We start from the raw sequence: 12,080 nt of genomic DNA, 5'->3' as shown, positions 1-12,080 counted from the left end.
CGCCCTTTTTGTTGCCCGGCGCCCGGGAACCGCTCGCCGAATACGAGGTCTCGCCTACATCCTTTCGCCGTAGCCTTAACAGCGGGGGATCGAACCGCCGCGCCACCCACTATCATGGGCACCCAAAGGGCGGGGTCGAAGGGGCTCCGCCGGCTTACCTATGGAGTTCGAATGAAGGTTCATGACAGCGTCCTCGATCTGATCGGCCGCACCCCCATGGTGCGCGCCCAGCACCTGGATACCGGCCGTTGCGAGCTGTTCCTGAAGCTGGAAAGCGCCAACCCCGGCGGTTCGGTCAAGGACCGCATCGGCATGTCGATGATCGAAGGCGCCGAGCGCGCAGGAAAGATCAAGCCGGGCGACACGCTGGTCGAAGGCACGGCCGGCAATACCGGCCTGGGCCTGGCGCTGGTCGCCCAGCAGAAGGGCTACCGCCTGATCCTGGTCGTGCCCGACAAGATGAGTCGCGAAAAGATCTTCAACCTGAAGGCGATGGGTGCCGAGGTCGTGCTCACGCGTTCCGATGTGGCCAAGGGTCACCCCGAGTATTACCAGGACATGGCCGAGCGCATCGCGCGCGAAACCCCGGGTGCGTATTTCATCAACCAGTTCGGCAATCCGGACAACCCGCTGGCCCACGTGCAGACGACCGGCCCGGAAATCCTCGACCAGCTCGATGGCAAGGTCGACGCCATCGTCGTCGGTTGCGGCTCATCCGGGACCATGAGCGGACTCACCGCTTACCTGCGCGAGCACTCGCCGAACACCAGGATCATCCTTGCCGATCCCGTCGGCTCGATCCTGGCCGAGTACATCAACGAGGGCACGCTCTCCGAGAAGTCTGGCTCGTGGATGGTGGAAGGTATTGGCGAAGATTTCCTGCCGTCGATCAGTGATTTCTCGATGGTCGAGAAGGCTTATGCGATTTCTGACAAGGAGAGCTTCCTTGCGGCGCGCGAACTGCTGGCGAAAGAGGGCGTGCTCGGTGGCTCTTCGACGGGCACTCTGTTGTCGGCCGCGCTCAAGTACTGCCGCGAACAGACCGAGCCGAAGCGCGTGGTGACCCTGGTCTGTGATACCGGCAACAAATACCTATCGAAGATGTACAACGACTACTGGATGCTCGATAACGGCTTCATTGAGCGCGAGCACTACGGCGATCTGCGCGACCTCATCCTTCGCCCTTATGCACGCCGCGACACTGTGGTCGTCAAGCCGGATGACATGCTGGTCACTGCTTACAACCGTATGAAGCTGTACGACGTCTCGCAGCTCCCGGTCATGGAGGGCGATCGCATCGTCGGTATCCTCGACGAATCGGACGTGCTGTTGCACGTACACGCCGATGAAACGAAGTTCCGCGACCCGGTATCGACGGCGATGATCGCCTCGCCCGAAATGATCCAGGTGACCTCATCGATTGAGTCGCTGATGTCGGTGTTCGAAAAGGGCCACGTCGCCATCGTCGTCGATGGTGAACAGTTCCTCGGCCTCATTACCCGTATCGACTTGCTCAACTACCTGCGCCGCAAGGTCAATTAAGGATCAAGGGGAAAGACCATGTGTGGAATCGTTGCTGCCGTCGCACAGCGTGACATTGCGCCCATCCTCATCGCGGGCCTCAAGGCCCTGGAGTACCGCGGATACGATTCCGCGGGCATGGCCATTGCCGACGAAGGTGAAATCCGCCGCGTACGCGCCAAGGGCAAAGTGCGCGAGATGGAAGCCCTGTACGACGCCGATCCGATCCCCGGGGGCACGGGCATCGCGCACACGCGCTGGGCCACGCATGGCGTGCCCAGCGAGGTGAATGCCCACCCGCACGTCCAGGGCCGTATTGCCATCGTGCATAACGGCATCATCGAGAATTACGCCAGCCTGCGCGAAGGCCTGCAGGCCAAGGGCCGTACCTTCCATTCGCAGACCGATACGGAAGTGATGGGCGCGGTCATCGATGAACATGTTCAGGCCGGCAAGTCGCTGCGCGATGCCGTCACCGCCGCCGTGCGCGAGCTGGAAGGCGCGTATGCCATCGCGGTCATGAGCCTGGATGAGCCGGGCCGCATCGTGGGTGCGCGCCGTGGCTGTCCGCTACTGGTCGGCATTGGCATCGGTGAGCACTTCCTTGGCTCCGACGCGCAGGCGCTGATCAAGGTCACCAACCGGATGATGTACCTGGAAGAAGACGACATCGTCGAGATCACCCGGAACGGTGTCGAGGTGTTTGATATCGAAGGTAATGCGGTCGATCGCGCGGCACACGAAAGCGAGATCAGTGCCGATGCCGTCGAGCGTGGCGAATACCGCCATTACATGCAGAAGGAAATCTTCGAGCAGCCGCGTGCGGTCGCCGATACCCTGGAAGGACGCATTGGCCCGCACGGTGTCCTGCCCAACATCTTCGGTATCGATGCCGATCCGATCCTCGACAAGACCCGTGGCATCCACATCGTGGCCTGCGGTACCAGCTACCACGCTGGCATGGTGGCCAAGTACTGGATCGAAGACCTCGCGCGCATTCCCGTCGTGGTCGAAGTGGCTAGTGAATACCGCTATCGCGATGTCGTGGTGCCCGAAGACACCTTGTTCGTCGCGATTTCCCAGTCAGGCGAGACGGCCGACACCCTGGCCGCCATGCGCGAATCGCGCCGCCGCGGTTATCTGGCCACGTTTGCCATCTGCAACGTGCCGGAGTCGTCGGTGGTGCGCGAATCGGATCTGCGCCTGATGACGCGCGCGGGCCCGGAAATTGGCGTGGCCTCAACGAAGGCCTTCACCACGCAGCTTGCCGCCTTCGCCCTGCTAGCGCTGGATCTGGGGCGCCGGCGCGGTCTGGATCAGGCGAAATACCTGGCGCAGTGCCAGGAGTTACAGTCGCTGCCCCGTTATATCGAGAACGCGCTTAAGAGCGAAGACCAGATCGTCGCTATCGCCGAGCACTTCGCGGCGAAGCAGCACGCCCTGTTCCTCGGCCGTGGCGCTCAATACCCGGTGGCGCTGGAAGGCTCGCTCAAACTCAAGGAAATTTCCTACATCCACGCTGAAGCGTATCCGGCGGGTGAGCTGAAGCACGGTCCGCTAGCCCTGGTCGATGAGAACATGCCGATCGTGGCGGTGGCGCCGAACGGGCCGCTGCTCGATAAGCTGAAGTCGAACCTGCAGGAAGTACGGGCGCGTGGTGGTGAGCTGATTGTGTTTGCCGACGAGCGTGTCGAAATGGATACCGATACGGAGCGGCTCGCCACGGTGCTTGTCGACGGCGGTGGTGACCTGATTGCACCCGCCGTGTTTACAGTGCCGATGCAGTTGCTTGCGTATCACGTGGCGGTTCAGCGGGGTACGGATGTGGATCAGCCGCGTAATCTGGCCAAGTCGGTGACGGTGGAGTGAGGACCAGGCAAGCTGCTCGGCGGGGCTACTTGCGTTGAGGCGCCAGTTCGCTTTCTTTGCGACCGCTGGCGCAGTCGCCTTTATCGTTGATGCCGGTGTTCTCTATGTCGCGCTTGCGATCGGTATGGGGCCCTTTGCGGGACGCGCGCTTTCGTTTTCGTGCGCGGTCGTCACCACGTGGCTGATCAACCGCACATTCACATTCCGGCCCCCCGAAGGTCGCGGACTACTGGCCGAGTTCATTCACTATCTTGCGGCGATGTCCGTAGGCGCGGTTGTCAACTATGGAGTTTACAGCGTAGCCATCCTGACGCTTCCACGGTCGACATGGTCACCCTTGATCGCGGTAGCGGTGGGCGTCGGCGCTGGTCTTGTCTTCAACTTCATTGGCGCGAAGTTCTGGGTTTTCAGGCACCGCTAGCCAGCGGTGCCAACACATGGATAAGGTCGTCTTCCCACGTGGGTAGGGTGAGCGCGAAGTCGTGACGCACTCGCTGCGTTTCCAGTAGCGACCACGCGGGACGCTTCGCCGGAGTAGGGAAGTCGGCGCTGCGGATGGCGCGCACGGGTACGCGGTGCGGTAACGCACCCAACGCGGCGGCTCGTTCAACGATGACCTCGGCAAAACCATGCCATGTCGTGCCGCCGGTCGCGGTGAGGTGGTAAATGCCCTGCCTGCGGTCGCGCCTGGCCATCCAGTTGGAAGCAATGCGCGCCGTAGTGTCGGCAAGCAGGGGCGCGCTGGTAGGGCACCCATGCTGATCGGAGACTACACGTAGCTCATCGCGCTCTTTCGCCAGCCGCAACATCGTGGTGAGGAAGTTGCGGGCTCGCAGGCTATACACCCACGCGGTGCGTAGCACGAGGTGATCTGCGCCACTCGCCGCGAGCGCCTCTTCGCCGGCCAACTTCGTCCGCCCGTAAACATTGAGGGGTGCCGTGGCGTCATCTTCCCGGTACGGGCGTGACGAGTCGCCAGCGAACACGTAATCCGTGGAGTAGTGAATGACCGCAGCGCCCAAGCGGTGGCATACCTCGCCGAGTGCGCCCGGTAGCAGCGAATTCATGGTTTCGGCGGCGGTGAGGTCGTCCTCCGCGGCATCCACCGCGGTATAGGCGGCAGCGTTCACGACCAAGGCGGGGCGCTCGGCAAGGATCGTGGCGCGCACCGCGCTGAGATCCGACAGGTCGCAAGCGATGTCGCCATTCAGGCCGCACCGCGTCACTGTGGTGACCGTGCCCAGCGGGGCAAGCGATGCTCGCAGGTACCAGCCAAGCTGGCCGTCGCCGCCCAGGAGAACGATCTTCACCCTGGATAGTCCGGCAGCCGCTCGAGCGGAACCTCGTCAAAGAACGGTGCGCGGCGATCCTTTTCCGAAAGTTCCGGGTTGCTCAACGGCCAGTCGATCGCGAAGCGGGCATCGTCCCAGCGAATCGCAGCATCGCCTGCGCGATCGTAAGCCGTGGTGCACTGGTAGGTGAACGTGGCGTGTTCCGAGACCACGCAGAATCCGTGGGCGTAGCCGGGCGGAATCCACAGATGCCGCTTGTTGTCGGCAGAGAGCATGATGCCGACGTAACGTCCTAAGGTGGGTGACGTGGGGCGGATATCCACGGCGACGTCGTAGACCTCGCCCTCCAGCACGCTGACGAGTTTGCCTTGCGGGTTGGGCCACTGGTAGTGCAGGCCGCGCAGTACGCCACGGCTTGAGCGCGAAACATTCGACTGGACGAACGCCGCGTCAATGCCTGCTTCAGCGAAGCGCGCCTGATTGAATCCCTCATAGAAGAAGCCACGCTCGTCGCCGAACACGGTCGGTTCAATCAGGATCACGCCCGGCAGCTCGGTATCGTGGCACTTCATCGGGTCGGCCCTTGTTCGGCCAGGCGTAGCAGGTACTGTCCATAGCCGATCTTCGCCAGCGGTGCCGCGAGTGCTTCCAACTGCTGCCGGTCGATCCAGCCGTTGACGAAAGCGATCTCCTCGGGGCAGCAGATCTTGAGGCCCTGGCGATTCTCGATGGTCTGGATGTAGTTGCCCGCTTCCATGAGGGACTCGTGCGTGCCGGTGTCGAGCCATGCGTGGCCGCGACCAAGCTGCTCCATGTTCAACTGGCCCGCGCGCAGGTAGTGGCGGTTCAGGTCGGTGATTTCGAGCTCGCCGCGCGGCGAGGGTGTGAGCTCCGCGGCATAAGCCGGGGCGTGCTCGTCGTAGAAATAGAGGCCCGTCACGGCATAGTTCGAACGCGGGTGCGTCGGTTTTTCCTCGATTTCAATGACCCTGCCGTCGGCATCGAACGACGCCACGCCGTATCGCTCCGGATCCTTCACCTGATAGCCAAAGATCGTTGCGCCATGGTCGCGAGCCGATGCGCGGCGCATGCGCTCAACGAGGCCATCGCCATAGAAAATATTATCGCCAAGCACCAGGGTGCTCGGCGCGCCGTCCAGGAAATCCCGACCGATAAGCAGGGCTTGGGCGAGCCCGTCCGGCGAAGGCTGCACCGCATAGCGGATGGCGATGCCCCATTGCGAGCCATCCCCTAACAAGCGCTGGAACATATGCTGTTCGTGCGGCGTGTTGATCACGAGGATGTCGCGGATACCCGCGAGCATCAGCGTGCCCAGCGGGTAGTAGATCATAGGCTTGTCGTACACCGGCAGGAGCTGCTTGCTCACCGCCTGGGTAATCGGGTGCAGCCGGGTGCCTGCGCCACCGGCCAGGAGGATGCCTTTGCGTGCTTTCATGCGCCGAGCCGCTCCATGCGATAGCTGCCATCCAGTATCCCGGCCACCCAGGGCTGGTTGGCGAGGTACCAGTCGATGGTGCGGTTGAGGCCGCTGGCGAAATCGTGGCGGGGGCGCCAGCCGAGCTCGTTCTGGATCTTGCTCGCGTCGATCGCGTAGCGGCGGTCGTGACCGGGGCGATCACGCACAAAACGAATCAGTTCCCGGCGCGGCGTCGTGGCGGGCCGGCGCTCGTCGAGCAGGTCACAGATGGCGTGCACCACGTCGATGTTCATGCGCTCGCTGTCGCCGCCCACGTTGTAGGTTTCGCCCGGGCGGCCGCCCGCGAGTACCGCGAAGATCGCTTCACAGTGATCCTCCACGTATAGCCAGTCGCGCACATTGCGGCCGTCGCCGTATACCGGCAAGGCTTCACCTGCCAGCGCCTTCTGTACGACCAGGGGGATCAGCTTTTCGGGAAACTGCCAGGGCCCATAATTGTTCGAGCAATTCGTGGTCAAGGTCGGCAATCCGTAGGTGTGGTGGAAGGCGCGGACCAGATGGTCCGATGCGGCCTTGCTCGCCGAGTACGGGGAGTTGGGGGCGTACGGTGTGTGTTCGCTGAAGCGCCCTTCGTTGCCAAGCGAGCCGTAGACTTCATCGGTAGAGATGTGAAGGAAGCGGAAGGCGGCGGCCTCGGCCGCCGAGAGGGTGCCCAGATGCTCGCGCGCGGCCTCCAGCAAGGCCAGGGTGCCATTGACGTTGGTTTCAACGAAGGCGGCCGGGCCATCGATGGAGCGGTCGACGTGCGATTCGGCCGCGAAATTCACGATCGCCGCCGGGCGATGGTCGCGAAGCAGCGCGGCCACCAGCGCCTTGTCGCCAATATCACCGTGGATGAACCGGTGATCCTGATCCCCATCGAGGCTGGACAGGGTCGCGAGGTTGCCCGCGTAGGTCAATTTGTCCAGGTTAACGACACGATGGCCGGCGTTCACGGCCATATGGACGAAGTTACCGCCAATAAAGCCGGCGCCGCCAGTAACGAGCAGAGTATCCATGGAAAACCTTATGGCCTGGCCACGGCATTGCGGCAAGGGGCGCGCGGATTATGACCGAAGGCGCACGGACCGTGCGTGCGTGCCGTAGATGAATGCCGCTTCAGCCGCTTACGGAATTCCGACCCAGCGAAACGGTAATATAGGACGCTTTGCTCCGCCCCCTGCATGGGGGTTCGGTCAGGATTTCCGGGAAAAACAATGGCTTCCAAAAAGACTCCTCGCGCGTACGGCTTGGGCACCCTTGCCATCCATGCCGGCCAGCACCCGGATCCGTCCACCGGGGCGATCATGACCCCGATCTACGCGACCTCCACCTACGTCCAGTCGAGCCCGGGCGTGCATAAGGGTTACGAGTATTCGCGGACGCAGAACCCGACACGCATGGCCTACGAGGCGTGCGTGGCCGCGCTTGAAGGCGGCGTCGCCGGGTTTGCATTCGGTTCCGGGCTGGCGGGCGCCGCTACCGTGCTCGACATGCTCGATACGGGCAGCCACGTCATCGCTATGGATGACCTTTACGGTGGCACCTACCGGTTGTTCGAGCGCGTTCGTCGCCGCTCCGCCGGCCTGGATTTCAGCTTCGTCGATCTGAACGACACCGCGGCGCTCAAGGCAGCGCTGAAACCGAACACCCGCATGATTTGGGCAGAGACGCCCACGAACCCGATGCTGAAGCTGGTCGACCTGGCCAAGTTGTCGGCCTTTGCGAAGAAGCACGGGCTTATTCTTGTCGTCGATAACACCTTCTGCTCGCCGATCCTGCAGCGCCCGATCGAATATGGCGCGGATCTCGTGCTGCATTCGGCGACCAAGTACCTCAACGGTCATTCGGACATGGTCGGCGGCATTGTTGTTGCCGCGAACAAGGAAATGGCCGAACAGATGGCGTTCCTGCAGAACTCTGTCGGCGCGGTGTCGGGCCCGTTCGACTCGTTCCTGGCGATGCGTGGCCTGAAGACGCTGCATTTGCGTATGAAGGGTCACTGCGAATCGGCGCTGGATATCGCCCGTTGGCTTGAGAAGCATCCGGGTATCGATCGCGTCATCTACCCGGGCCTGAAGTCGCATCCCCAGCACGCGCTTGCGCGCCGGCAGATGGATGGCTTTGGCGGCATCATTTCGGCGGAAGTGAAGGGTGGTCTGCGTGCTGCCCGGAAGATGCTCGAGCGTTGCGAGTTGTTCGCGCTGGCTGAGTCGCTTGGTGGCGTCGAGAGCCTTATCGAACATCCGGCAATCATGACGCATGCGTCGATTCCGCCGGCTACACGCAAGCGGCTAGGGATCAGCGATGGTTTGATCCGCCTTTCCGTCGGTGTTGAGGATGTGGAAGACCTACGCGCTGAGCTTGGCTCGGCCCTAGGTCGTTGATGTCATGAGCGACCTGCTGCGCGCTGTATGGCGCTACCGTCATTTTATTTCGTCATCTGTGCGAAACGACCTCAAGGCGCGTTTTGCGCGTAGCCGGTTGGGTGCGGCATGGATGATCCTGCAGCCGCTCGCGCAGGTTGCCATTTATTCGGTGGTGCTATCTCGGGTCATGGGTGCAAAGCTTCCGGGTATTACCAACGAGTACGCTTACTCGATCTATCTCATGTCAGGCATGTTGGCATGGTCGCTGTTCTCCGAGGTGGTTACACGTTCGCTGACGCTGTTTGTAGACAACGGCAACCTCATGAAGAAAATTTTCTTCCCAAGAGCGACATTGCCATTCATTGCCGTAGGCTCGGCCTTGGTTAGCAATCTGTTGTTGTTGGTAGCTACCCTGGCGATCTTCGCAATCGTTGGGCATATGCCCACACTGGCGCTTGCGTGGCTGCCCCTGCTCGTGGCGGTACTCGTCGCATTCTCGCTTGGCCTTGGCTTGGTATTGGGCGTCGTGAACGTGTTCGTCCGTGATGTCGGCCAAGTGATGACCGTGGTGTTCCAGCTCTGGTTCTGGGTCACGCCCATTGTATACATGCCCTCGATCCTGCCCGGTGGCTTTGCAAAAGTCATCGCCGCCAACCCCATGTATTACGTGGTAAAGGCATACCAGGACGTCCTGCTCAATGGACGCACCCCCGATCTTGTGCCGTTGACGTGGACGGCCGTCGGTAGTCTCGTATTGCTCGGCCTTGGCTTTCTGATGTTTCGCCGTGCGGCGCCTGAAATGGTGGATGTCCTGTGATGCCCAATGTCCTTGAAGTCAACGGACTCGGAAAGGCGTTCCGCGACTATGGCAGCGAATTCAAGCGTTTCGCTACGTGGTTCGGCATGAAGGTCAAGCCGCGTGATGAACACTGGGTGTTGCGCGATATCAGTTTCGCGGTTGGACGCGGCGAGGCTATCGGCATCGTTGGCCAGAACGGCGCGGGCAAGAGCACCTTGCTCAAGCTAATCACCCGTACGCTGATGCCCAGTGAGGGAACGGTTGCCGTGCACGGGCGCATAGCAGCGATTCTTGAGCTTGGCATGGGATTCAGCGCTGACCTTACCGGTCGTCAGAATGTGCACCACGCCGCGGGCCTCATGGGCTTCTCGCGCGAACAGATCGATACGGCCATGCCGGAGATAGAAGCCTTCGCCGAAATTGGCGATTACTTCGATGAGCACGTGCGCACGTACTCCAGTGGTATGCAGATGCGCGTCGCCTTTAGCGTGGCCACGGCCTTCCGCCCTGACATTCTCATCGTCGATGAGGCGTTGTCGGTGGGCGATGCGTACTTCCAGCACAAGTGCTTCAAGCGCATCAAGGAATTTCGTGAGCAGGGTACTAGCCTCATGATCGTGTCGCACGATAGCGGCGCTATCCAGGGCTTGTGTGACCGCGCCATCCTGCTGAATCAGGGGCGGGTGCTTCAGGATGGCGACCCCGTGGTAGTGATGGATGCATACAACGCGCTTATCGCCGAGCGTGAAAATTCGACCATGAAGGTCGAGCGCCTCGAAACGGGGCAGACTCAAACGATTTCGGGCTCGCTCGAGGCTGTGGTCGACAGCATTGCGCTGCACGGCACCGACGGCGAGGCCATTGAGTTCATCGATGTCGGGCAGGATATCGAACTGCGGGTTGATGTCGACGTACGCGCCGACATCCCGCGGCTGGTGCTTGGTTACATGATCAAAGATCGGTTAGGGCAGGCGGTCTTTGGAACCAACACCCATCACACCGGGCAAGTCCTGGAGAATGTGCGCAGCGGCGATCGTGTTGCGTACGTGGCTCGTTTCCGTATGGATCTCGGGCCGGGCACCTATTCGATATCCACCGCGCTGGTCAGCAGCGATACCCATCTGGTCGATAACTACGAATGGCGTGACCTGGCACTGATCTTTACCGTGGCGAACCACTCCAAGTCGCATTTCGTCGGCACTGCCTGGATACCGCCGAAGATAGAGATGAATGTCCTGACATGACCTTAACCAGCTACGCCCAGAATTTCGAAGATGTGATGCTTCGTCGCGCCCTTGCGGGCGTTACAGAAGGTTTCTACGTTGATGTAGGGGCCCAGCATCCCGAAATCGACTCTGTCACCAAGGCGTTCTCAATCGCAGGTTGGCGCGGCATCAATATTGAGCCGGTCAAGCATTGGTTCGATATGCTGGAGCAGGATCGTCCTCATGACATCAACCTCAATATGGCCGTGTCGGACAGAGACGGCGATTCCCTGGACCTGTTCGAGGTTGAGGGCACGGGGCTGTCAACGACGGACGCTGAGTTTGCTGAACGCCACCGGGCAGATGGTTTCACTGTCACGGAGCGCCGTGTCCCGACAATCACCTTGGACTCGGTGTTTGAGCAAAACGGTGTCAAGGAAGTTCACTTCCTGAAAGTCGATTGCGAAGGCGCCGAGAAGGCCGCGCTCGCCTCTTGTTCGTTTGAGTCGGTGCGGCCGTGGATCGTCCTTGTCGAGGCGACCGAACCGCGTAGCCAGGTGAGCGTGCACGACCAGTGGGAATACCTGCTTGCCGATCGCGGCTACGTGCGGGCTTATGCCGATGGGTTGAACCTTTTCTATGTCGCAAATGAACACGCCGACCTGATAGACGCCTTCCGCTTGCCACCCAACGTCTTTGACAACTTCGCACTTGCGAGCGAAGCGCGCGTTCGCGATGCGCTTGAGCGCACGCACGCCGCGCTCGAATCCGCACGCGAATCGCACAACGTCACCCAAGGCGAGCTCGTCACCACGCGCGAGATGAACGGACAGTTGTCACGCTCGCTGGCGGATGTGACCCGGCACTATGATGCATGGCACGCCGAAACCAAGGAGCACGTTGCTCGGCTGGAGCAGGAGCGGGCGAGATATGCCGAGCGCGCCGAGCGCCTTCCCTCGGTTGAGGCGGAGCTATCCAGGCTGCAGGCTGACGAGGCTCACTTCCGGATGCATGTTCGCCGCGAGGTCGCGGAAGAGATCGCAGCGCTGCGCAGTCGCGCGGAAGCAAGAGAGCGTGAGGCAAGCCATCTGGTAGAGATGCTTGGCCAGCAAGATGCGCAAATCAGGAATTTTCTGGCTAGCACCTCCTGGCGGATCACCGCGCCGGTGCGTGGGGCGAAGCTGCTGCTGTCGCACGTACTTCGCCTGGGCTGGCGTGTGGCACGCCCTTTGGTCGTTCGGCTGGCGAGGGCTCTGAGACCACTGTTCAGGCGCCTGCTACGCGTCCCCGCCATCCGCCGCTTCGGCGGCGCTCTGCTGGGGCCGCAGACACGCCTCGGCCGCCGTGCACGCATGTTTCTCGGCGGAGGTGTCACCATGCAACCTGTGGATGCTTTTGGGGGACCCACCGCGATGACCGAAGACGCTGTAGCCGTCGAAGCGCGCCTCCGGGCCGCCATCAACCGCCGACCTAAGACTTGAACCTGGTGGATCGAAAATAATGCGCGTAGTCATCGATCTTCAGGCATGCCAATCACCAGGGGGGCGC

General features: G+C 61.6%; 11 protein-coding genes. 7 read left to right on the top strand and 4 right to left on the bottom strand.

Annotated elements, in window-relative coordinates; genetic code table 11:
- Positions 1–171: 171 nt before the first annotated feature.
- The 3 genes from VGN46_RS16685 to VGN46_RS16675 are packed head-to-tail and all read left to right on the top strand — an operon-like array spanning position 172 to position 3,811.
- The gene (locus tag VGN46_RS16685; protein WP_331645244.1) at positions 172–1,542 is read left to right on the top strand and encodes a pyridoxal-phosphate dependent enzyme; all 1,371 of its coding nucleotides are present in this window, start codon (positions 172–174) and stop codon (positions 1,540–1,542) included.
- 18 nt (positions 1,543–1,560) lie between these two features.
- Complete coding sequence (glmS, locus tag VGN46_RS16680; protein ID WP_331645242.1) at positions 1,561–3,390, top strand: glutamine--fructose-6-phosphate transaminase (isomerizing); 1,830 nt, start codon at positions 1,561–1,563, stop codon at positions 3,388–3,390.
- 34 nt (positions 3,391–3,424) lie between these two features.
- Positions 3,425–3,811, top strand: a complete 387-nt coding sequence (locus VGN46_RS16675) for a GtrA family protein (protein WP_331645240.1) — start codon at positions 3,425–3,427, stop codon at positions 3,809–3,811.
- On the opposite strand, the gene rfbD is transcribed toward VGN46_RS16675, so the two are convergent.
- From rfbD to rfbB, 4 genes are read right to left on the bottom strand one after another with little or no spacing between them, the layout of a single operon-like run.
- Positions 3,798–4,700, bottom strand: coding sequence for a dTDP-4-dehydrorhamnose reductase (rfbD, locus tag VGN46_RS16670; RefSeq protein ID WP_331645238.1), 903 nt, complete (start codon positions 4,698–4,700; stop codon positions 3,798–3,800). The genes VGN46_RS16675 and rfbD overlap by 14 nt on opposite strands.
- Positions 4,697–5,254, bottom strand: a complete 558-nt coding sequence (gene rfbC, locus VGN46_RS16665) for a dTDP-4-dehydrorhamnose 3,5-epimerase (protein ID WP_331645236.1) — start codon at positions 5,252–5,254, stop codon at positions 4,697–4,699. The genes rfbD and rfbC overlap by 4 nt, the downstream gene beginning before the upstream one ends.
- Positions 5,251–6,138: a glucose-1-phosphate thymidylyltransferase RfbA gene (gene rfbA, locus VGN46_RS16660; protein WP_331645234.1), complete on the bottom strand. Its 888-nt coding sequence runs from the start codon at positions 6,136–6,138 to the stop codon at positions 5,251–5,253. Before rfbA ends, rfbC begins: the two co-directional genes overlap by 4 nt.
- Entirely contained in the window at positions 6,135–7,178 is a 1,044-nt protein-coding gene (gene rfbB / locus VGN46_RS16655) for a dTDP-glucose 4,6-dehydratase (RefSeq protein WP_331645233.1), read from the bottom strand. The genes rfbA and rfbB overlap by 4 nt, the downstream gene beginning before the upstream one ends.
- A gap of 198 nt (positions 7,179–7,376) precedes the next feature.
- Here rfbB and VGN46_RS16650 point away from each other — a divergent pair, with 198 nt between their 5' ends.
- Genes VGN46_RS16650 through VGN46_RS16635 form a run of 4 tightly spaced genes read left to right on the top strand, consistent with a single transcriptional unit; the run spans position 7,377 to position 12,013 of the window.
- Positions 7,377–8,546 (top strand): PLP-dependent aspartate aminotransferase family protein, encoded by a 1,170-nt coding sequence (locus VGN46_RS16650; protein ID WP_331645231.1) that lies wholly within the window; start codon positions 7,377–7,379, stop codon positions 8,544–8,546.
- A 4-nt stretch (positions 8,547–8,550) separates the two neighbouring features.
- A complete protein-coding gene (locus VGN46_RS16645; RefSeq protein WP_331645229.1) occupies positions 8,551–9,345 on the top strand; it encodes an ABC transporter permease in 795 nt (264 codons plus the stop codon).
- Entirely contained in the window at positions 9,345–10,571 is a 1,227-nt protein-coding gene (locus VGN46_RS16640) for an ABC transporter ATP-binding protein (RefSeq protein WP_331645227.1), read from the top strand. Before VGN46_RS16645 ends, VGN46_RS16640 begins: the two co-directional genes overlap by 1 nt.
- Positions 10,568–12,013: an FkbM family methyltransferase gene (locus tag VGN46_RS16635; protein WP_331645225.1), complete on the top strand. Its 1,446-nt coding sequence runs from the start codon at positions 10,568–10,570 to the stop codon at positions 12,011–12,013. Before VGN46_RS16640 ends, VGN46_RS16635 begins: the two co-directional genes overlap by 4 nt.
- Positions 12,014–12,080: the final 67 nt, after the last annotated feature.

This window comes from Luteibacter sp. (assembly GCF_036500425.1).
Taxonomy (GTDB): domain Bacteria; phylum Pseudomonadota; class Gammaproteobacteria; order Xanthomonadales; family Rhodanobacteraceae; genus Luteibacter.
This window is presented reverse-complemented; position numbering and strand designations above follow the sequence as displayed.